Here is a 25,798-nt window from a genome sequence, read left to right as displayed (position 1 = left end):
TCAAAATTTAAGGGAAAATATGAAATTTTTGCGGTATTTAGTCGATTATTTTCGGTTGAACGCAACTATTATTAGTTATTTTCGGTAAATATCGTCAACTCTCACAGGATCCCTTCGGTATAACGCATGAATCTTTACACCCATTTTTCGGTGAAAAAAACAATATTTTCATATAAAGTGGACGTAAATAGAAAATATCTAAAAGAAAAGAAGAAAAAGGCAAATCTATGGAAACATAGAGACGCAAAGCCATGTCCTAAGGTAAATGATTCTTTTTTTGCTAAGGTCGGCAGGCTACCGAATGAAAATGGGAGTCCCTCCGTTTTATTCGGGGTGGGCTCCTTTTCTGTTTAACCGTCTATTTTAATGAAATAGACTTGGTTCTTTTGATATAGAGGGTGCAGGGTGAAATTGGTGGAGAAAACATAGAAGAGGCGGAGGATGAGAATGAATACAGTTTATTACCCCTTAACACATGCGCAAAAGCGAGTATTCTACACGGAAAGATTTTATCCAGGTACAAGTATTTCTAATTTGGGTGGATTCGCCAGGTTGAGATCGGCATCTGGTCTCGATTCTTCTTTGGTCGTCGATGTGCTTCAAGCGTACATTCGACAAACTGACTCTCTTCGGCTGAGGCTCGTGTATCGAGATGAAGAGGAGGAGCCTGTTCAATATATCAAACCTTATGAAAAACAGCCGATTCGCATGGAAAAGGGCTGGAGTGAAGAGGAAGTAAGGGTTTGGGCAAACGAGCAGATTCGTGAGCCGATGCCATTGATTGACAGCCCTTTGATTGAATTTACGGTGTTTCAAATCAGTGATCAAGAGTGCTGGCTGTTCTGTAAAGCACATCATATTGTCGCGGATGGTATTTCCATCATTTTAATGGGAAATCGCATTATTGATTTATATCATGACATGCTGCAAGGAGTAGACATCTCACCAGTTGAGGAGATTTCCTTCGTTGATCACATCATGAGTGAGCAGACCTATGAATCTTCTAAACGTTTTCAAAAAGACCAAGCTTTTTGGAATGAGCAATTTGCTCATATTCCAGACTTCGCATCTTTAAAACCGCATAAGGGATACGAGATGAGTTTGCATGCGGAGCGATTTTCAGGGGATGTTCCAGATTCTTTAAAGGAGAAGCTTCGTGTTTTTTGTGAAGAACAGAAAGTCAGTATGCTTTCGATGTTTATGTCCACTGTCTATATTTACTTACATCGCTTTAGCGGTATGGAGGATGTCGTTCTTGGAACCTTTATGGGCAACCGGACGAATGCCAAAGAAAAAAAGATGATTGGGATGTTTGTATCCACGATTCCAATGCGTGCATCTGTTCAAGGGTCGCAATCGTTTCTTGATTTCGTAAAGCAGGTCATGGCGGATCAAATGAAGATCTTGCGACACCAAAAGTACCCTTACAATTTGCTCATGAATGATTTGCGGGAAAGAGAAGGGTTTACAGGACGCCTTTTTGATATTTCTTTAGAGTATCAGGTGATGCAGTGGCAGAAAAAAGAGAATCTGTCGTTCATTACTGAACCGATTTTTAGCGGAAGCGGAATGAATGATATTTCAATACATGTAAAAGACCGCTGGGATACTGATATATTGACCATTGATTTGGATTACCGTACAGATGTATTCACAGAAGAAGAAATGAGTAAGATGTTTGATCGATTCTTGATATTACTAGAAGCGGCCGTCTCTCAGCCTGATCAGCTGATCGGGACACTGCCTTTACTTTCAGCATGTGAACAAAAGGAGCTGCTGCAATTATCTGAAGGAGAATCGTTTGAAAGGCCAGCAGCAAAACCGGTTCATCACATGTTTGATGAGACAGCTAACAAATATGCAGACCGGACAGCCGTTGTAGCAGAAAATGGAACAATTACTTATGGAGAGCTGCAACAACAGGCAGAAAAGCTGGCACGTTTTTTACAAATGAAAGGTATCTCACGTGATGTGCCTGTTGCTGTTTTGATGGAGCGGAAGACAGATGCCATGGTAGCAGTCTTCGGCATACTAAAGGCTGGCGGGGCATATGTACCAATTGATCCGGCATTACCTGAGGAGCGCATTCAATTTATTGTGGAAGATTCAGGTGCTTCTATTGTGTTAACAGATGAATCGTTCATTCAAGAGTACCCAGCCCTTTCGGAAAAATTGATCGTGCAGCAGCAAATATTATTAGATGATGGACGGCTGCCTGAGCTTGTCGATCAGACGGCGCCGGAGGATTTAGCCTACATGATTTATACATCGGGTACGACTGGAAAGCCGAAGGGCGTCATGATTGAGCATCTTCAGCTTCATCATTTGGTCCATGCTTTGCATCATGAGATTTATCAAGGGGCGAATGAGCTACAAATGGCGCTTCTAGCCCCATTCCATTTCGATGCATCGGTCAAACAAATCTTTGCTGCCCTTTTATTTGGACATACGCTTCATATCATCCCGCGAGAAACGACGAGAAATGGCATGCAGCTAGCGGTTTATTACAGAAAACATCAAATTGAAGCGGCAGATGGAACACCGGCGCATGTGCAGCTTTTACTTGCTGCGGATTTGGACGGGCTGTCATTGACGCACATGTTGATTGGGGGAGAAGCGCTGCCTGCGAAAGCAGCACGTTCACTCATCGAAGCAGTTCGTATGAGTCAGCCTGATTTTACTCTGTGGAATGTGTATGGTCCAACGGAGACGTGTGTGGATGCGGCGGTGCATCGTCTAGATCTCAGTGAGCTGAGTGAATCAACTGAACAGCGCTATGTGTCGATTGGAAAACCGCTTGGTCATCATCGTGTTTATATTTTAAATGAATATGATCAATTACAGCTGCATGGGGCAGCAGGAGAACTGTGCATTGCCGGTATAGGTGTTGGGCGAGGCTATGTGAATCAGCCTGAATTGACGGAGAAGGTATTCACAGCAGATCCGTTTTCTCCGCATGAGCGGATGTATCGAACGGGGGATCTAGTCAGATGGCTTCCGGATGGCACGATTGATTATCTTGGCAGAATGGACGATCAAGTGAAAATAAGGGGTTACCGGATAGAAACAGGCGAGATTGAAGCGGTGATGGAGCAGGTAGATGGAGTTGATAAGGCTGTCGTGCTAGTGGTTGACGAAGCGGATGGAGAAAAGGGGTTAAGTGCTTATTATCAAGCTCGTCATGAAGGTGTGTCTGTTGACATGCTGCAAGCGGCTATCAAACATCAGCTTCCAGCGTACATGATGCCTCTTTATTTCAAAGAGCTCGATGCTTTTCCACTCACAGTCAGCGGCAAAGTCGACCGTCGTGCACTTGCTGCGTTAAAAGGTGATAGAGCGGTACATGCTGTTTATACGGCACCTAGAAACGATATAGAAACGAAGCTTGTTCATTTGTGGGAAGACATTCTAGATCAAGAGAAGATCGGTGTATATGATTCTTTCTTCGATCGAGGCGGGCATTCGCTCAAAGCAATGACCGTACTTACCAAGGTTCAGCGAGACTTTCAAGTGGAGGTGCCGCTCTCCGTTTTATTTGAACAGCAGACGATTGCTGCTCTAGCTGCTTATATTGAGCAAGCAGATAAGTCTTCTGAAACGGTGATACCAAAAGCGCCGGCTGCTGATCATTATCCATTGTCGCCTCCACAGCAGCGCGTCTATATGGTGAGTCAATTGGAGCAAAGCACTGCATATCATATGCCTGCTGTTGTGAGGTTAAAAGGAACTCTGCAGCTTGAGAAGCTGAATGAAGCCTTTGACAGGCTGATCTCACGTCACGATATGCTGCGCACTTCTTTTCATACGATAAAAGGTGTTCCTCGTCAGCGGATCGTTTCATCAGTGTCCTTTCAAATAGAACAGCTGACAGGCGGTACGATGGAAGAAAACATGCAGCAATTTGTCAGACCTTTTGATCTTGAGTGTGCGCCGCTTCTTCGAATTGGTTTGCAGTCATTGCATGATCAGGAGCATTTGCTCTTTTTCGATATGCATCATCTGATTTCAGATGGTCTTTCGATCGATTTGATGCTGCGTGAGCTGTCAGATGCTTACGAGGGATCGGTTAAAGCACCATTGAAGCTTCAATATAAAGATTATGCTGTTTGGCAGCAGCACCAAGGCTTTCAAAAAGAAGAGGCATTTTGGCTGCAAGAATTTTCGGGTGAGATTCCTGCTTTACAGCTGCTGACCGATTATCAGCGTCCAGCTGTCCAGTCTTTCGCAGGTGATCGTGTCATCAAAGAAATAGATGAAGCGTTAAAGAATCAATTACAGGAGCTTGCAGCAAACCATCACACGACACTGTATACGGTCTTGCTTTCTGCTTACTATACATTGCTTGCCAAATATACAGGTCAAAAGGAATTCGTGGTCGGAACACCGGCGGCAGGGCGTGTGCATACAGATTTGAATGACATGATCGGTATGTTTGTCCAGACACTTGCTTTGCGGTCTGAGGTAGATCCGAATGGAACCATGTCTCAGCTGATTGAGCAAGTAAAGAAAAAGACAATGCAGGCATTTGAGCATCAGCAATATCCATTTGAACGGCTGCTTGAAAAGCTGAATGTGCCAAGAGATTTTAGCCGTCATCCATTGTTTGACACCGTCTTTACACTCGCGCCGGATCATGGAGCATCTCAGCATATTGGAGATATGCTGGTCGAGGTTGAAGAAACCAATTTCCATATTGCGAAATTTGATTTAACACTGCAAGCGATGGAGTCAGATCAAGGTTTATCCTTTGTACTTGATTACAGTACGGCGCTATTTAAACGAAGTACGGCAGAGCAGATGATGAAACATTATGTTTATCTGCTGGAGCAGATGGTTCAAGCGCCGCAGAAAGCTATCCAATCCTATCGATTACTGTCTGAACAAGAAGCAGAAGCTCAGTTAAATAGGTGGAATCCGTTACCTTCGCCTTATCCAGCAGAAGAAACCATTGTGACGCAGTTTGAAAAACAGGTGCAGCAGCATGGTCATCAGCCTGCATTGCAATGTGAAGATGTGGTTCTTTCTTATCAAGAGCTGAATGACCGAGTGAATCAGCTGGCTCATTATTTGCGTGAAAATGGTTTTAAAAAAGGGATGAAAGCGGCCTTATTCTTTGAACGTTCCAATGAAATGGTGCTCTCTGTTCTGGCTGTGCTTAAGGCTGGCGGTGTCTATGTACCAATTGACCCCGATTTCCCTGATGAGCGCGTGAAGCACTTTTTAACAGACAGCGGTGCACAATTTTTACTGACACATCAAGTGTTGCGCCATCGCTCGGTGCTCACTTCATTTGAGGGAACCATCATAGAAACAGAAGATCGAGCGATTGAACAGCAGTCAGACAGCCCTATAGATGCTCATATTCTATCTGAGGACTTAGCGAATTTGACCTATACATCTGGTACAACCGGTAAGCCTAAAGGAAATATGGTGACACACCGGAACATTTTGAGAACGGTGAAGCAATCGAATTATCTCACGGTTCATCATGAGGATACGGTGATGAGCATTTCAAACTATGTATTTGATGCCTTTATGTTTGATGTGTTTGGTGCTTTATTAAACGGAGCGAAACTCATTGTTCTGCCAAAGGACCATATTTTAAACATGAATGAGCTTTCTGGAGCGATTGAGAAGGAAAAAGTAAGTATTTTAATGATCACGACAGCTCTTTTTCACTTACTCATCGATATGAAAAAAGACAGCCTGAAAAACGTGAGAAAAGTGCTGTTTGGCGGAGAACGTGCTTCTGTGCCTCATGTAGTGACTGCACTTGAGACAGTTGGGAAAGACAAGCTTGTTCATATGTACGGACCTTCTGAGAGCACAATATTCACCACATATTATCCTGTGAATCATATTGAGAAGCAGGCGTTATCCATCCCGATCGGAAAGCCAGTGAGTCAAACGGCTGTTTATATTGTAGATGAGTTTGGACATGTTCAGCCGCCGGGTGTGGCGGGAGAGCTATGTGTCGCTGGTGATGGACTGGTGAAAGGATATTATAAGCAGCCAGAACTAACAAGCGAAAAGTTTGTTAACAATCCTTTCCGCCCTGGAGAGGCCATGTATAAAACGGGCGATCTTGCACGCTGGCTGCCGAATGGAGATATTGAATTCATTGGACGGATCGATCATCAAGTGAAGATTCGCGGACAGCGTATCGAGCTTGGAGAAATTGAACACCAGCTGCTGCGGCATCCTCAGGTGAAGGAAGCTGTCGTCATTGCTGCTTCGAATGACACGTTATGTGCGTATTTCACAGCAGAAGGATCTGTTTCATTATCTGATTTGCGCGAGCAAGCAGGGCGTGAACTGCCTGTATATATGATGCCGGCATTTTTCATGCAATTAGACGAGCTTCCTTTGACGAATAATGGCAAGGTCGATAGGCGGGCGCTGCCGGCACCTGATCTCAGTGAGCAGGGGGCAAATGAATACACCTCTCCTCAAACAGAAACAGAGCGTCTGCTGGCGAACATTTGGGAGGAAGTTCTTGAAGTGCCGCGAATCGGCAGGCATGATCATTTCTTTGAATGCGGGGGCCATTCGCTGCGCGGCATGAAAATGCTGAACAGGCTGTATGAAGAGATGCAGGTGGAGCTCTCTTTGAAGTCTTTATTTGAATCCCCAACATTAGAAGCGTTCGCCCTTGCGGTTGATCAAGCGGATCAAACGGAGATCAAGCGAGTGGAAGTTGCCAAAGAGGCGGCCTATTATCCAGTGACATCTGCTCAGAAAAGACTGTTTGTTTTGGAGAAAATGACTGATGCGGAGCAAAGCTATCATATGCCGGCTGCCTTAAAGCTAGAAGGTGTCTTTGATGAAAAACGATTTGAAAAGGCAATTGATCAGCTAGTCCAACGTCATGAAGCTTTCCGAACGAGCTTTGATTTTGTTCAGAATGAACCTGTTCAACGGATTGAAACAAATGTCTCTATAGACATTGAAAAAATTGAACAGAACGGCCGGGACATACAGGAATTGATGAATGAATTTATCAGGCCATTTGATGTAGAAAAAGCGCCTTTACTAAGAATAGGACTGGTTTCCGTCTCCGTAAATGTCCATTATTTACTGATTGATATGCATCATATCATTTCAGATGGTGCGTCTGTTGGCATTTTAATTGAGGAGCTATCAGCCCTGTATCGAGGAGAAAAACTAGAGGAATTACCTGTTCAATATAAGGATTATGCAGTTTGGTCAAAAAGTGAGGCATCTGCTGCGCAAAAAGCAGCTGAAGAGGCTTTCTGGCTGAATCAATTACAAGGGGAACTGCCTGTACTGGCACTGCCGGAAGACCTGCCAAGGCCAAAAGTGCAAACATTCTCAGGAGATCGTGTCTCATTTACAATCGAAGGTTCGCTTAAAGCGAAATTGGACGAACTCGTTAGAGCGCTCAACAGTACGACCTATACAGTCCTGCTTGCTGGCTACAGTATTCTTTTAAGCAAGCTTTCAAGACAAGAGGATATCATTATTGGTTCTCCGGTTGTCGGCAGAACCCATCCTGATATTCAATCTGTGATCGGCATGTTTGTGAACACGCTGGCACTTAGAACAAGACCATCAGGACATCAGACAGCTGCTGAATTTGCGTCAAATGTTCATCAGCTTGTGTTAGAGGCAAACGAGCATCAGCTGTACCCATTTGAAGAATTGGTAGATCAGGTGCAAACGGTTCGAGACACAAGCCGCCATCCAATTTTTGACGTGGTATTCTCCATGGAAAATGCGGATATTCGTGATTTATCAATGGATGGGCTTCACATTGTTCCACAGCCATTCGAAGAGAATATCGCCAAATTTGATTTAACCTTAACTGGAAACGAATCCTCAGATCAAATTGAGCTCGTGTTTGATTTTAATTGTTCTATCTTTCAAAAGACGTCAATTGAAAAGTGGAAAGAATATTTCCTTCATTTGCTGGAACAAATGGTATCAGCGCCAAATCAATCGCTAGATCAAATGCAATTATTGTCACCGCAGCAGCAGCAAAAACAGCTGAATGAATGGTCAGGACCAGACCTAGACGTCCCGTCAAATCAAACCGTTCACGCGCTAATTGAGTCTAAGGCACAAGAAACACCTCATCAAAAAGCAGCGACCTTCTGCGGAATGAGCTGGACGTATAAAGAGTTGAACAGCCGTGCGAATGTAGTCGCTTCAAGACTCATCTCAAGCGGCACAAAACCAGGAGACCGCGTCGGTATTCTCACCCGCCCATCTCTTGACATGACAGCCGCTGTTCTTGGTGTCCTCAAGGCAGGTGCGGCATTCGTTCCAATTGATGTGGATTATCCGGGGCAGCGTATTGCGTACATGCTGGAAGACTGCGGGGCAGAGGTGCTTCTGATTCAGAAAGGACTTACTGCACCAGCTTCATTCACAGGTCATGTCCTGTTCATAGAAGATGCGGTAGAGGGAGACGCTCACGAAATTCAGGTTCATATCAAACCAAATGATCTTGCCTACATGATTTATACCTCTGGGACGACGGGACAGCCGAAAGGTGTCATGGTCGAGCACCAGTCCCTTGTGAATCTTGCGTTCTGGCACAATGATGCGTTCCAAGTGACGAACAAGGATCGAACTGCGAAATATGCCGGCTTTGGCTTTGACGCTTCCATTTGGGAGATGTTCCCGACGTGGATCGCCGGCGCAGAGCTGCACATTATCGATGAGGCAATTCGTCTCGATATGATCAAGCTCAATACGTATTTCAATGAAGAAGACATCACCATTGCCTTCCTGCCAACACAGCTTTGTGAGCAGTTTATGTCAATGGACAACCATTCTCTGCGCTACTTACTGACAGGCGGAGACAAGCTGAAACAGGTAAAGCCTGTTCCATATAAGCTCGTCAATAACTACGGTCCGACTGAAAATACAGTCGTAGCGACAAGCGGAGTCATCAATCCAGATCAAGGCACGCTTCCGATTGGAACTGCGATTGCCAATACACGTTTCTACATCATGGGTTCGTTATATGACCTGTCGCCGCCAGGCGTACCGGGTGAGCTTGTGATTGCAGGAAAAGGATTGGCAAGAGGCTACTGGAATCTTCCAGAGGAAACCGACAAACGATTTGTCCCAGATCCATTTTTTCCAGGCGAGCGCATGTACCGCACAGGCGATTTAGTGAAATGGATAGAGGGTGGTGAGCTGATTTATCTCGGCAGAAAAGACCATCAGGTCAACATCCGCGGCTTCCGTATTGAGCTGTCAGAAATTGAAGCCCAGCTTTTGACGCTGGATTCGGTCAAAGAAGCCGTCGTGACAACGGTCAAAGATGCGAGTGATCAGGATGCCCTTGCCGCTTACGTGATTACGGAAAACGATACAGATACTGAGGAATTAAAAGAAAGCCTAAAACGCACACTGCCTGAATACATGGTGCCATCATGGATCATAAAGCTAGACCAATTTCCAATGACGGCCAATGGAAAAGTTGATCTCAAAGCATTGCCAGCTCCTGATATCGAAGCGAACCAAACGATATACGAAGCCCCAAGAGATGAAGTGGAAACACTGCTTTGCGGCATTTGGGAAGATGTCCTTGGCGTCAGCCAAGTCGGCATTCACGATCACTTCTTCTTCCTTGGAGGAGATTCGATTAAAGGCATCCAAATGGCAAGCAGACTCACGCAAGCAGGCTGGAAGCTCGATATGAAACTTCTATTCCAGTATCCGACCATTGCAGAGCTGCGCCCATATATAGAGGAAGTCGATCTCCTCACAGCCGACCAATCACCTGTCGAAGGAGAAGTCATTTTTACACCGATTCAGCGCTGGTTCTTTGAACGAAGCTTTACGAATCAGCATCACTGGAACCAATCGATGATGCTTCATGCGCCAAATGGTTTAAATGAGAAAAACGTTCAGCAAGTACTGGAACAGCTCATGATTCATCATGATGCCTTGCGAATGGTGTATCCGCTCGAAGAAGGGCGCGTCATCCAGCGTCATCGAGGAATCGAGGAAAACAATGTAGCAATTGATGTGGTGGAAGTAAAAGGAGAGCTGTCACAGCAAATCCAGCAGGTAGAAAAGCTGGCAAATGAAGTGCAGGCGAGTATATCGCTAGCAGACGGGCCTTTAGTGAGACCTGCCATTTTCCGAACGGATCAAGGGGATCATTTATTGCTTGCTGTGCACCATCTTGTCATTGATGGTGTGTCATGGCGCATTTTCCTTGAAGATTTCATGGCTCTTTATGAACAGTCGAAGCGCGGGGAAACTCTTACCCTTCCTGAAAAAACACACTCCTTCCAAGAATATGCCCAGAAGCTGACTGAATACGCTGTGTCAGATGAGCTGCTATCGGAAAGAGATTATTGGAAAAAGGTGCTTGCGCATTCCGCTCCTCCGCTTCAAAAGGATCATGTCACGGAGGATCAACGAATGCTTCATACACAGACCGTTCGTTTTACATTGTCTGAAGAGGAAACACGCAGTCTGTTGACGGATGTACATGAAGCCTACCAAACAGAAATCAATGATATTTTGCTGACGGCATTAGGGTTGTCCATGAAAGAGTGGACAGGTGAAGACAGGCACTTTATTCATCTTGAAGGGCACGGGAGAGAGGACATCCTCCCTGCGGTTAATGTATCACGGACCATCGGCTGGTTTACTAGTATGTATCCTGTGTTATTGGATATGTCGCATGCAGACGATCTTTCTTATCAGATCAAGTATTTAAAAGAGGAACTCAGACACATTCCGAACAAGGGCATCGGCTATGGCGTTTTAAAATACTTAACGCCTGACAAGATGAAGGACGATATCGATTTTCAAGTCACACCAGATATCAGCTTTAACTATCTTGGTCAGTTTGATGAACAGATCGGCGGCGGTGAATTGAGGCGCTCTCCATGGCATGCAGGACAATCGCTGAGCCCTGAATCTGAGAAACCTCATGCGCTGGATATTGTTGGTTTCGTAGAACAAGCAGTGCTCCATGTGACGATTTCCTATCATCACCTTGAATTCGAAGAACGTACGATCGAACAGTTCAAGGAACTCTTAGAAAAGAATGTGAAGGCACTGATCTCACATTGTCTATCACAGGATGAGAGTCAGATCACACCTAGTGATGTGGGGGATGAGGATCTCACCATGGACGAACTTGAAAAGCTAATGGATCTATTTTAAGCAAAAATGAAGAGGTGGACTTATGAGCAAGCAGAAAATTCAAAAGGTATATCCTTTAACACCAATGCAAGAGGGCATGCTGTATCATGCCATGCTAGACCCTAATTCCTCCTCTTATTTCACACAGCTTGAGCTTGGAATAAGCGGAGATTTTGATCTCGATCTTTTTGAAAAAAGTCTCAATGAACTCGTACGGACATATGACATTCTGCGTACAGCCTTTGTCTATCAGCAATTACAAAAGCCTCGTCAGGTTGTACTGGCTGAACGTCATATAGATGTGTATAGAGAAGATCTATCTGATCTGAATCATCAAGAGCAGAAAAAGGTATTGGATCAATATAAAAAGCAAGTGAGAAAGCAAGGATTTCACTTAACGAATGATCTGTTGTTGAAAGTCGCTGTTTTTCAATTAAATGAAACAAACTGGCACCTGATTTGGAGCAACCATCACATTATTATGGATGGTTGGTCCATGGGTGTTTTAATGAAAAAACTGTTTCATTACTATGAATCTTATCGGAACGGTCGAACGCCGGATCGCTCACAAGGTAAGCCTTATGCGGACTATATCCAGTGGCTTGGAAAGCAAAACAAACAAGAAGCGGAAGACTATTGGACGGAGCGGCTGGATGGTGCTGTTCAGCACCAAGGGCTGCTGCAGCAAAAAGAAGCGAACGGACAATATGACCATCAGGAATGGACGTTTACATGGGACGCTCAAACCGTACAAGCCATTCAAGAAGCGGCAAGACAATGCCAAGTGACAGCACCGAACCTTTTTCAGGCTGTCTGGTCCGTTCTTTTAGGCACCTATCATGCAGCAGATGATGTCACATTCGGAACAGTCGTATCAGGCAGACCTCCAAGTGTGTCTGGGATTGAGCGGATGGCAGGGCTGTTTATCAATACGATACCTGTTCGGGTGACATTAGATCAGGAACAGACCTTTAAACAGCTGTTTCAAACGGTTCAGCAGCATGCTCTGGAAGCGGAAAACTATGATTTTATGCCGCTTTATGACATTCAGCAGAAAACAGCTGCTGGAGGAAAACTCTTTGATCATTTGGTTGGGTTTGAAAACTATCCTTTAGATCAGGAGCTGTCTGGTGACACCATGTCTGCACGTCTCGGTTTTGCCATTGATGTAAAGGACGGATTTGAACAAACGAATTTCGATCTCAATGTACTTGTCTATCCTGGTGAAACGTGGACATTGAAATTCAAATACAATGCGATGGCTTTTGAAGAAAAGGTCATTGAAAACATATCCAAACATCTGACCAACCTCATGAAGCAAATCATTCACAATCCTGACGTACGTCTTCATGAAGTGACATGTATTACAGAAGAAGAAAAGCAGCAGATTGAAGCATGGAACCAGACGGAGCGAGATTATCCGAAGCACTTGTCCATTCCTGAGCTGCTCGATGAACGTATCAAGGCGCAGCCTGACCATCCGGCATTAGTCGAAGGCGAGCGAACATTCACATACGAAGAGCTTGGACAGGAAATCCGTCGTTTAGCGAGCAGCCTTGTAGAAAACGGCGTTCAGCGGGGGGATGCTGTCGCGGTATATATGAACCGATCAGCAGATGCGGTGATCTCTATTTTAGCCATTTTACATGCAGGGGCTGCTTATGTACCGATTGATCCAGCTCAGCCTGAGGAGAGAATCCGTTGGATGCTTGAAGACAGCGGCGTATCCGTTTTGCTCTATGCTGACAGCCAGCCGCCAGTTGATGAAAGCATCAAAGCTGTTCATGTGACCGGCATGTCTCATCACTCACAAGCGGAATTATCAGTCGAGACGTCCCCATCTCAATTGGCATATATCATGTTCACTTCGGGATCAACTGGACGGCCAAAAGGAGTTCAAATTGAGCATCAGCATATTGTGAGGTTAGCATGCTCTCAGGAAAAAATAGGCTTGAACACGTCGGATCGTATGGCGCATACAGGAGCTGTCAGCTTTGATGCGATTACCCTTGAAATCTTTACTACGCTTCTGAATGGGGCGACGCTTTATCCTGTTGACCGTGATACTTTATTGGATATTCACCGATTTGAACAATTTATCCAAACACATCAGATCACAGCGCTCTTTTTAACGACTGGTTTATTTAATCAGCTCGCTCAGCAGCGGCCGCAAATGTTCAAAGGGTTAAAAACATTATTCACCGGCGGTGATGTGATCAATGTGAAAAGTGCGGAGCTTGTGAAAAAGTATCATCCATCAATTACCTTGCTGAATGTCTATGGCCCAACTGAAAATACAACCATTTCGACCATTTACGAAGTAAGAGGAGATGAAATGGGCCCGATCCCAATTGGTCAGCCGATTAATCATACGTCAGCTTATATTTTAGATGACTATCAAAGACTTCAGCCAATTGGAGCCCCAGGAGAGCTGTATGTGGGCGGAGATGGTGTTTCAAGAGGGTACATCAAACGTCCAGATTTGACTGATCAAGTATTCATGGCAGATCCTTTTAAGCCGTCAGGACGGATGTATCGAACGGGGGACTTGGCTAGATATGGTGCGGATGGTCAGATTGAATTCCTCGGCCGTGCCGATGATCAGGTGAAAATTCGTGGTTTCCGTATTGAGCTTGGTGAAATTGAATCAGTGCTTCACCAAGAAGTGGGCATAGATGAAGCAGTTGTACTTGTTCAGCAGCTCTCCTCAGATGAAAAGGAAATCATCGCTTACTTCACAGGGACACTGACAGAAGAAGAGGTAAGAGATGTATTCAATCAAAAACTGCCAGCTTATATGGTGCCGCACCATGTGATGAAGCTGGATACCTTTGCACTGACATCGAACGGGAAGGTAGATCGAAAAGCTTTACCGAAGCCTGACGAAGTGCATCGCGAGGAAATCAAAATCATTCTGCCTGAGACTGAGACAGAAAAGGCACTCGCTGACATTTGGGAGGATCTTCTTGGGAAAACGATTGGGATAGACGAGCATTTCTTTATGGCTGGCGGGCACTCACTCAAGGCGATGATGATGTCTGCGAAGGTTCAAGAAGTGTTTCAAAAGGAAGTGCCGATTCAAGTGATTTTCGAGAAGCCGACGATTCGCTCATTAGCGGTTTACATCGATCAGGATGGTCAAGAAGAAACCGGACATCCTATTTTGCCAGCAGAGCAGGCGGACGAATATCCGGTATCACCAGCTCAGCGCCGTTTATACATTTTGCAGACACTTGAACCTGACAGCACGAATTATCATATTCCGATCGTCTTAACGCTTGAAGGAACACTCGAATATCAGCGGCTCAAATCAGCATTTAATCAGTTAATCCAAACACATGAAATCTTAAGAACGAGCTTTCATATGAACGGGGAAGACATTGTCCAAAGGGTGCATGAATGGACTGAATTTGACCTTCCTGTTCATGACATCAAGGAAGAAGAGGCGGAGGCATTTCTTACAGAACGTCAATCGCCATTTGATTTAACAGCAGCACCCCTTTTGCGAGCTCAGCTGCTGAAAGTCAGTGAGAATCGTCATCTTCTCGTCTTAGAAGCACATCATCTCATTACAGATGGCAGCTCCATGAAGACATTCATTCAAGATTTAGCGAAGGCCTACGATGGGAAAGCTCTTGCTGAACGAGCCATTCATTATAAAGATTACGCTGTCTGGCAGCTAAGTGAAGAAGAAACGGAGAAACAGAAGGAACATGAAGCGTATTGGCTGAAGCAATTCGAAGGAGATTTACCGGTTTTAGAGCTGCCAACTGATTATCCGCGTCCAGCAGAACGTGATTTTACTGGAGAACGATTCATGTTTGGCTGTGATCAAGCAACGACTCAGCAAATTCATGAACTGCTTCAGAAAACTGATACGACTATGTATATGTTCTTGTTATCCGCCTTTCAAGTGCTGCTTGCCTCCTATAGCGGGCAGGAAGATATCATTGTGGGTTCGCCTGTTGCTGGACGGACACACCCTGATATCCAGGACATGCCGGGGATGTTTATCAACACCATTGCGATGCGCGGAAAACCAGAACAAACCAAAACATTTTTACAGCTGCTTGAAGAAATAAAAGAAACAAGTGTTGATGCTTTTGCACATCAAAGCTATCCGCTCGAAGAGTTAATTGCGAATCTTCCATTAGACCGTGATACAACTCGGAGCCCGCTTTTTAGCGTTTCATTTAACATGCAGAACATGGAGGTACCGGCGCTAAAGCTCGGCGATCTGCACATTTCGCCTTATGCCATTCAGCATCACTCGGTCAAATTTGATCTATCTTTAGAAGCATTTGAACGCGAGGGAGCATTAAAGCTGAGCTTTGACTATGCAGCGGCGTTATTTAAAGAAGAGACCGTCCGCCGGTTCGGAACTCATCTTCTGGCGATTATTCGGGAGGCAGTTCGTCATCCGGAGGAAAAGATCGGCTTGCTCCATATACTGGATCAGCATGAACAAATAGAGCGTCTGGAGAAAAAAGCCGAAGGGCAAACGAATCGTCATGAGCCATTCCATGTCCAATTTTCACGTCAGGCGAAGGAAACACCGGATGCTATCGCCGTCATGGATGATCAAAGAAAACTCACCTACCGCGAGCTTGAGGATATGTCATATGCACTTAGCTGTGAGCTTAAAAAACGAGGCGTCGAGAAAGAACAAACTGTGGCACTGATCCTTGACCGCTCTGTCTATGTCATTGTCTCCATGCTTGGTGTGATGAAAGCAGGAGGAGCGTTTGTCCCGATTGATCCGGCCTTTCCGGCTGAACGAATCCGCTACACATTAGAGGATTCAGGTGCACAAGTCATCGTGACAAATGAGTCTCTAGCAGATTCCTATCAAAATCATAAGTCGATTCAAGTGGTGCAGGTTGAACAAGCAGTGCATCAAAGCCATCCAATAGAATTGCCGGAAGTGTCGGCTGATCAGCTCGCTTATGTCATTTACACATCTGGGACAACGGGGAAGCCGAAGGGTGTACAGCTCACGCATCGTAATCTATCACACTATGTCAGCTGGCTGATAAATGAGGTGACATTGCAGGAATGTGATCGGACGGCACTGCTTTCTTCTTATGCATATGATCTTGGTTACACAAGCATTTTCCCTGTTTTAAAAGCAGGGGGGACACTCTATGTTCCTCGTGAAGACGTGTATACAGACCCTGTACGTCTGATGCGGTTGATTGATGAACAAGAGCTGACTTATATCAAAATGACACCATCCTTATTTCATATGATGGCAGATTCTAAGGAACATTCATTTAATGCTTTACGCCTGGTGGTACTTGGAGGAGAACCGGTGATCCCTGAGGATGTTGAAACATTTATGATGCAGCATCCATGCGTGGCAGTCATGAACCATTATGGTCCGACTGAGACAACCATTGGTACAGTGACCAAGCTGATCACACCGCTAGAGCTGGACGCTTTGAAGGAACGATCTTTGATCGGACAGCCAATTGCTCACACAAGAGCGCTCGTATGCAATCAGCAGCAGCGTCTTGTCCCTTATGGCGCGCCGGGAGAGCTTTATATATCTGGAGAAGGCGTGTCGAGAGGATATTTGAATCAGCCTGAATTAACAGCAGAACGTTTTCTTGAAAATCCATATGATCCTCAAGAGAAAATGTATCGCACAGGGGATTTGGTCAGACAGCATGCAAATGGAGATATTGAGTTTCTTGGAAGAGTCGATGATCAAGTGAAAATCCGCGGCTATCGCATTGAGAAACAGGAAATTGAGCATGCCGCACGTGCTCTGGCATCTATTCAAGAAGTCTATGTAAAAGTCCTGCACCTGTCTGGGTTGCCGGAGCTTGCACTCTATTACACAGCGCCAGAACACATTGGAACACTGACGTTTAGAGAAAATCTTGCGGAGACACTGCCGGATTATATGATTCCAACGTACTTTGTGAAAGTCGATCACATTCCACTCACCCAAAACGGAAAGGTGGATGCGAAGTCTTTGCCGCTTCCGCATGAGGTGCATATGAACCGTACGGCGCATGTGGCACCAGAAACGGAACTTGAGCAGGCGCTGTGTGACATTTGGTCAGAAGTTCTTGGGGTTGAACAAATAGGTGTTCATGACCACTTCTTTGAATTGGGAGGTCATTCCCTCAAGGGCATGGTGCTCATTTCGAAGGTGCAGGCAAAGCTGAACAAGCATGTGCCGCTCAAAGTCCTTTTTGAAAAACCAACCATACGGGCAATGGCAGCCTACTTGGAAGAAACAGATTCTTCGGTGGTGACATCCATTCAGCCAGCGGAAAAGCAAGATTTCTATCCCGTCTCTTCTGCTCAAAAGCGTATGTATGTACTGCAGCAGCTGCATCCAGAAGCAGTCACTTATCATATGCCAGCCGTTTTAATGATGGAAGGCAGCCTTGATGTGAAGCAGCTGGAAGCATCGCTTCAAGCCTTGATCGACAGACATGAATCACTTCGGACAGCCTTTGTAGAAATTGACGGCGTACCCGTTCAAAAAGTCTATCGCCAAGTGCCGTTTACATTAAAGATTGATGAAATAGAGGGCGATCAGGAGCAGTCTGTCATCGAGTCATTCATTACACCATTCTCATTACATCAAGCACCATTAATGAGGGCGAAAGTGGCGAAGCTTTCTGATGAGAAATATGTATTCATGATGGATATGCACCATATCATTGCAGATGGTGTCACACGCAGCCTGCTCATTCAAGAACTCGCAGAGCTGTATGAGAAAAAGACATTACCGCCAGTTCAGCTGCATTACAAGGATTTTGCGGTATGGCAGCAGGAAGAAAAGCAGCAGGCGCTGCTTGAGAAACAGCGGCAGTATTGGCTGGAGCAATATGCACAGCCGCCGGAAGACTTAGCACTGCCTCTTGATTTTCCGCGTCCTCAAGTTCAGTCATTTGAAGGAGGGCGAGTCGATAGATGGTTGTCTGCTGAAAAGGTGCAGTCCATCAAAACGCTTATGGCGGAAAAAGGTGTGAGCTTGAACATGGTGATGCAAACGGCATTTGCCATTTTCCTTTCCAAATTAACTGGGCAGACAGATATCGTCATAGGTGCTGTGACCGCAGGACGTACGCATGCTTCAATCGAGCGGGTTCCAGGCATGTTTGTCAATACACTGGCTCTTCGAAACGAAGTGCAGCCAGAAGAAACGACAGCGCAGCTGCTTGAAAAAATGAAAGATCGCAGCCTATCAGCCTATGAACATCAAGAATTCCCGTTTGAGGAATTGGTGGCTCAGTTAGATCTTCCGAAAGACACGAGCCGCAATCCATTGTTTAGTGTCATGCTGACAACAGATGACCGTGACCTGACGTTACCGGATTTGAATGGACTCAAGCTGTCGCAAAAGCAGCAAGATACCGTTCATGCAAAATTTGATATAACGCTCGGTGTATTTGAAGAAAATGACCAAGTGGGCTTGCGCTTTGAGTATGCAGCGGCTCTGTTTAAAAAGAGCACCATTCAGCGCTGGAGCAGGTATATTGAAAAAATCATAGACGATATGCTGGCTAAGCTGAATCAGCCAATTTCAGCGCTATCTCTCATAACTGAAGAGGAAAAACGAGAGCTGATCAATGAATGGTCAGGACCAGACCTCAACGTCCCGTTAGATCAAACCGTTCATGCCTTGATTGAAGCTAAGTCACAAGAAGCGCCGCACCAAAAAGCAGTGGTCTTCTGCGGAACGAGCTGGACGTATGAAGAACTGAATCATCGGGCAAATGTAGTCGCTTCAAGACTCATCGCAAACGGCACAAAACCAGGCGACCGCGTCGGTATTCTCACTCGTCCGTCCCTTGATATGACGGCAGCTGTTCTTGGCGTTCTCAAGGCAGGTGCGGCATTCGTTCCAATTGATGCGGATTATCCAGCGCAGCGTATTGCGTACATGCTGGAAGACTGCGGGGCAGAGGTGCTTCTGATGCAGAAAGGACTCACTGCACCATCTTCATTCACAGGTCAAGTGTTGTTCATAGAAGATGCGGTAGAAGGAGAAGCTCACGAGATTCAGGTTCATATCAAACCAACAGATCTCGCCTATATGATTTACACGTCTGGAACGACAGGAAAGCCGAAGGGTGTCATGGTTGAGCACCAGTCGCTTGTGAATCTTGCATTCTGGCACAATGATGCGTTCCAAGTGACACACGAGGATCGAACTGCGAAATATGCCGGCTTTGGCTTTGACGCCTCCATTTGGGAGATGTTCCCGACGTGGATCGCCGGCGCAGAGCTGCACATTATCGATGAAGCGATTCGTCTCGATATGATCAAGCTCAATGCGTATTTCAATGAAAAAGGCATCACCATTGCCTTCCTGCCGACCCAGCTATGCGAGCAGTTTATGTCAATGGACAACCATTCTCTGCGTTATTTACTAACAGGCGGAGACAAGCTGAAACAGGTAAAGCCGGTTCCATATCAACTCGTCAATAATTACGGTCCGACTGAAAATACAGTCGTAGCGACAAGCGGAATGATCGATCCAGAACAAGGCACGATTCCGATTGGAACAGCGATTGCCAATACACGTTTTTACATCATGGGTTCTTTATACGACCTGTCGCCGCCAGGCGTACCAGGTGAGCTCGTGATTGCAGGAAAAGGACTGGCAAGAGGCTACTGGAATCTTCCAGATGAAACCGACAAACGATTTGTCCCAGATCCATTTTATCCAGGCGAGCGCATGTACCGCACAGGCGATCTAGTGAAATGGACAGAGGATGGTGAGCTGATTTATCTCGGCAGAATAGACCATCAAGTGAATATCCGCGGCTTCCGTATTGAGCTGTCAGAAATTGAAGCGCAGCTTTTGACGCTGGATGTCGTCAAAGAAGCCGTCGTGACAACGGTCAAAGATGCGAGTGATCAGGACGCCCTTGCCGCTTACGTGATTACGGAAAACGATACAGATACTGAGGAATTAAAAGAAAGCCTAAAACGCACACTGCCTGAATACATGGTGCCAGCATGGATCATAAAGCTAGACCAATTTCCAATGACGGTCAATGGAAAAGTTGATCTCAAAGCATTGCCAGCTCCTGATATGGAAGCGAACCAAACGGTATACGAAGCCCCAAGAGATGAAGTGGAAACGCTGCTTTGCGGCATTTGGGAAGATGTCCTTGGCGTCAGCCAAGTCGGCATTCACGATCACTTCTTCTTCCTTGGAGGAGATTCGATTAAAGGCATCCAAATGGCAAGCAGACTCACGCAAGCAGGCTGGAAGCTCGATATGAAACTTCTATTCCAGTATCCAACAATTGCAGAGCTTCGCCCATATATAGAGGAAGCCGATCTCCTCACAGCCGACCAATCACCTGTCGAAGGAGAAGTCATTTTCACACCGATTCAACGCTGGTTCTTTGAACGAGCATTCAGCGATCAGCACCATTGGAATCTCTCGATGATGCTTCATGCACCAAATGGATTTGACCTTTCCATTACAGAACAAGTCATGCAAAAACTGCTTTTACATCATGATGCACTGCGTATGGTATACAAGCAGGAACATGGCGGCATCCTGCAATACAACCAGCGGGAGCTCCCGGAACCGATGGCGATTATTTCTCATGATGTCTCAAAAGAGCACGACGTGAAAAAGGCTGTTTCCACATATGCGAACGAGTATCAGCGTCAGCTGAACCTCGAAACAGGTCCGTTAATGAAAGTGATTTGTTTCCATGCAGAAGATGGCGATCATTTACTCATCGTGACACACCATTTAGTCATTGACGGTGTCTCATGCCGAATTCTACTAGAGGACTTTATGTCTCTATATCAGCAGGCAGCTCAGGGGCAAAAGCTTGTCCTGCCGCTGAAAACTCATTCCTTTAAAGAATGGGCAGAGGCCATTGAACGTTATGCACAGTCACAGCCATTAAAAAGTCAGCAGGAGTATTGGGCAGAAATTGAAAGCAAACCATTAACCGCATTACCTGTTGATCATGAAGTGACAAAAAGAAAAGTTTCAGAAACCAAATCGGTTCAAATGCAGCTGACAGAAACAGAAACTGAGCATCTTTTGACCGATATTCATCTGCCGTACACAACAGAAATGAACGATATTCTTTTATGTGCTCTCGGTCTTGCTGTACAAGAGTGGACAGGTGAGTCCCATGTACATGTGCAGCTTGAAGGTCATGGTAGAGAGGATATTTTATCAGGGCTGGATGTCTCTCGCACGATTGGCTGGTTTACAAGTATGTATCCAGTTGTTCTTGAAGCGAAGCCGGATCAGACCATAGCTGATGCTATTAAAGGAACGAAAGAAATGCTGCGGCGTGTGCCAAATAAAGGAATTGGCTACGGAATCTTAAAATACATGACAGCCACTGAACCGTCAGGGCAGCACGTACATCCTGAAATCAGCTTGAACTATCTTGGACAGATTGATCAGGAAGTGACGACAGAACTCTTTGGGCCGTCGACTTATGATATGGGACGACAAGCAAGCCTTGATTCGGAAGCTGTTTATAAGCTAAACCTTAGTGGTCTTGTTCAACAAAACCGATTCATTTTGTCTTGTTCCTATTGTGCAAGTGAATATGAAGAACAGACGATACAGCAGTTCATGGCATTGTTGAAGGGGAAAATTCAATCCATCATCACCCATTGCTTAGCGCAGCAAGAACGGGAATTTACGCCAAGTGACTTCTCTGCCGCTGACCTTGAAATGGACGAAATGGACGACATTTTTGACATGCTTGAGGAGAAATTGACTTAACAACACGAGATGAATCATAAAAAAGGAAGGGAGGATGAAATAGATGAGTCAATTTAAAAGGGATCAAGTTCAAGACATGTATTATCTGTCACCGATGCAAGAAGGAATGCTGTTTCATACCCTCCACCATCAGGAAAAGGGCTTTTATGTAGAGCAAATGGATATGAACGTTAAGGGCACACTGCGTTATGACTTACTTGAGAAAAGCATGAATATCATCGTGGAGCGGTACGATATTTTTCGTACCGTGTTTCTCCACGAAAAAGTAAAGCGCCCTGTCCAAGTTGTACTAAAGGAACGTCCTTTTACACTTGATGTTGTGGACTTGCAAGATCTTTCTGAAGACGAACGGCTTGAACGTATAGAGAAATTCAAACAACAGGATCAACTGAGAGGATTTGACCTCTCAAAGGATTCTCTCATGCGGGCATCTGTTTTCCAAACGGGCCCTGCCAGCTATCGCTGGATATGGAGCTATCATCATATCCTTCTGGATGGCTGGTGCTTTGGACTTGTGGTGCAGGAGTTATTTGCGATTTACCATGCACTTTTACATGACGTTCCTTACAAGTTAGAACCGGTCAAACCATATAAAGAATATATAAAGTGGCTGGAAAAACAAGATAAGCAAGCATCACTTCAATATTGGCAGCAATCATTAGCAGGATTTGATGGACAATCGACCTTTAAAAAGCAGCGGAAACAAACGAATGAACATGAATTAGGCGAAATTGAATGGTCCTTGAGCAAAGAAGAAACGGCCGCTTTATCAGAGTTAGCGCTGCAGCAAAATGCGACGTTAAGCAGTGCGCTTCAATCAGTCTGGTCGGTTCTGCTGAGCAGGTATCAGCGGTCAAATGATGTGCTGTTTGGAACAGTTGTGTCAGGACGTCCGGCAGATTTGGCTGGCGTTGACAGGATGGTTGGGTTGTTCATCAATGTCATCCCAAGAAGAATTCAGCTGACAGATCACATGACATTTCGTGCGCTCCTGTCAGAAACACAGCAGCATTCTCTTGCAGCCGAGCCGCACCAATATATTCCGATTTACGATATTCAGGCAAAGACAGGTCAGCAGCAGCTCATTGATCATATTGTCGTGTTTGAAAATGTCCCAGCCGCAAAGAAGGACGAGCAAGAAGCACGGTTAGGGTTCACGGTGGAGGACATGAATGTCTATGAAAAATCAAACTATGATCTCAATCTGCTCGCATCGCCTGGAGAAGAATTACTATTGAAGCTGGCCTTTAACCAAAGAGCGTTTGATCCTCAATTTGTTCATAAGTTAAAGGAACAGCTCAGCCTATTGATAAATGAGGCGGTCAAGCATCCCGATCAATCGGTTCATACACTCCCATTCGTCACAAAACAGGAAAAACAGCTGATTCTTGAGGAATGGAATGCACCTGAGCTTGAGCATGACCAGCTGTATTTATCGAAATGGTTTGAGCATAATGTCCGCAAACAGCCAAATGCAGTGGCGCTATCAGCAGAAGAGCAAACGATGACATATGCCGAGCTGAATGAACAAGCCAATCGATTGGCAAGACATTTGCAAAAAAATGGGGCCGCACATCAAACGGTCATCGCCATTTTAGCCGATCGAACGCCTGAACTCATTGTCAGTCTGCTTGCTGTCTTAAAAGCAGGCGCAGCCTATGTGCCAATTGATCCTGATTATCCAGAAAGCCGCATTCAATACATGCTTAAAGACAGCGGAGCGACGCATCTTCTGACTCACTCATCTTTTATTGGTCAGGCGAAGGGACTCGGGTTTGCTGGCACGTATCTGTTTGCAGATGATCAGGAGATTTCACTAATGAGCTCAGAGAATCTGCCGCTGGAAGCAGGTTTACACGATACGGCATATATCATGTATACATCAGGCACAACGGGTCAGCCAAAAGGCATCATGACAACCCATTCCAATATTGCCCGGGTGGTCAAAAATACGAACTACTTAACCATTTCAGAAACAGATACACTACTGTCGCTATCCAACAGCGTATTTGATGGCTTTACCTTTGATGTATACGGTGCACTTTTAAACGGAGCAAAGCTTGTCCTGCCGAAAAAAGAAACCATTTTAGATATGCATGAGCTGACGGAGCTGATTAAAAGAGAAAGCATTTCTGTCATGTTTGTTCCAACTGCTTTATTTAATCTTCTTATTGATGAAGAAACCGATTGGATGCGCAGTGTGCGCAAGGTGCTGTTCGGAGGTGAGCGTGCATCTGTACAGCATGTGAGAAAAGCCTTTGATGTCATGGGGAAAGGCAGACTAATCAATGTCTACGGCCCAACTGAATCAACGGTTTTCGCCACCTATTATCCTGTAGATGAAGCTCCTCCGATCGAAGCGCATTCTATTCCAATCGGAAAGCCGATTAACCAAACGGGTGCTTATATATTGAGCCAGCACGGACAGCTTCAGCCGATTGGAATGGTTGGAGAACTTTGTCTCAGCGGCAAAGGGCTTGCGAAGGGGTATTTGAATCGTCCTGATCTGACAAAAGAAGCCTTTATCACACATCCATTTGCTGCGGGAGAAAGGCTGTATCGTACGGGAGATTTGGCTTATTTTCGAGCAGACGGTCTGATTGAGTATGCAGGCAGAGTGGACGATCAGGTGAAAATTCGCGGCCACCGAATTGAGCTGACAGAAATTGAAGCCCACCTTCTCATGCATCCGGGTGTAAAGCAAGCTGCCCTTATGACGGATCAGCATGGCTCGCAGCATACAAGACTGCTCGCCTATATGACGTGTGAGGAGGAGTGGAAGGACAAAGTTGATGTGATCAAGTCAGGGCTGAAGGAGAAACTTCCGGCTTACATGCAGCCTCATGAGCTGATCAGACTTGAGAAAATGCCGCTGACACCAAACGGAAAGATTGATAAACGTCAGCTGCCAAAGCCGGAGACGCCTCAAGGAAACCGCCATGTGAAGCTTCCGGCCAATGAGATAGAACAAAAGCTGCTTGTCATGTGGCGTGAAGTACTTGAACGAAATGATATCAGTACAGATGACCATTTCTTTGAGCTTGGCGGACATTCTTTAAAAGCGATGTCACTTTTATCAAAGGTGTCGAAGGAATTCGATGTTCAGGTGCCTATTCACTTGCTGTTTGAGACGCCTACAATTGAAGCCATCAGCCGTTATATTCAACAGCAGGATCATGAAGCTGCCGGCTATCTTGTATTCAATGAATCTCAAACGCCAACAGTCTTTGCTCTTCCGCCATTACCGGGCTACGGCTTTATCTATCAGGAAGCTGCCAAAACACTTGATAGCGTTCGTTTGATCGCCTTTGACTTTATTGAAGCTGATCAACGCATGACGCAATACGTTCAGCATATCCAGCACCTTCAGCCTGAAGGGCCGCTGACTTTGATGGGCTACTCTGGCGGGTGCTACCTGGCCTTTGATCTCGTTCAATCGCTTGAAAAAGCAGGACGGACGGTGGAAAAGGTCATCATGATCGATTCCTATAAGAAAATTGGTGAAAGTGATTTAGAAGGACGATCCATTGATGACGATATCGCAGCGATTGTCCATCAATCAAAGCAAAGTGAACTTGCCCAAGAAGAGCTCGTTCAAGAAGCGCTTGCTCAAAAAACTAGGGCCTATTATGAAACATTTGTTAAGGGGGTGAATCAAGGAAAGATACAAGCAGATATCGATTTCATCCAATCAGAAGAGCAAATTGATGTTCCAGACTGGATGGATCATTGGGAAGAAGCGACGACCGGTGCTTATCGCTATTATCAAGGCTATGGTCAGCATGCTGACATGTTCAAAAACAAAGAATGTGCAGCCCAAAATGCCCAGCTGATCCAAAAGATCGTCAATCAAAAAAATAGAGAAGCCGTTTTGTAAACTTTAGATCAGGCAGGGGTGCACATTAGCAGCCCTGC

3 protein-coding genes and 1 riboswitch are annotated in these 25,798 nt (G+C 45.4%); all 3 genes read left to right on the top strand.

Features of this window, described 5'->3' with window-relative positions:
- Positions 1–208: 208 nt before the first annotated feature.
- A riboswitch (cyclic di-GMP riboswitch) is annotated at positions 209–302 on the top strand.
- Between the two features lie 145 nt (positions 303–447).
- The 3 genes from AAZR19_RS11930 to AAZR19_RS11920 are packed head-to-tail and all read left to right on the top strand — an operon-like array spanning position 448 to position 25,760.
- Entirely contained in the window at positions 448–11,160 is a 10,713-nt protein-coding gene (locus AAZR19_RS11930; RefSeq protein ID WP_434703263.1) for an amino acid adenylation domain-containing protein, read from the top strand.
- A gap of 22 nt (positions 11,161–11,182) precedes the next feature.
- Positions 11,183–21,883 carry an amino acid adenylation domain-containing protein gene (locus AAZR19_RS11925; RefSeq protein ID WP_434703261.1) on the top strand — a complete coding sequence of 3,567 codons (10,701 nt, stop codon included), beginning with the start codon at positions 11,183–11,185 and terminating at the stop codon, positions 21,881–21,883.
- Between the two features lie 43 nt (positions 21,884–21,926).
- On the top strand, positions 21,927–25,760 hold the full coding sequence (locus AAZR19_RS11920; RefSeq protein ID WP_434703259.1) for a non-ribosomal peptide synthetase: 3,834 nt from the start codon (positions 21,927–21,929) through the stop codon (positions 25,758–25,760).
- The last annotated feature ends 38 nt before the right edge of the window (positions 25,761–25,798 follow it).

The organism is Bacillus sp. Je.9.29.b (assembly GCF_051129925.1).
Lineage (GTDB): Bacteria > Bacillota > Bacilli > Bacillales > Bacillaceae > Bacillus > Bacillus safensis.
Note: the sequence above shows the minus strand (reverse complement) of the source record. Positions and strands in the feature narration are given on the sequence as shown.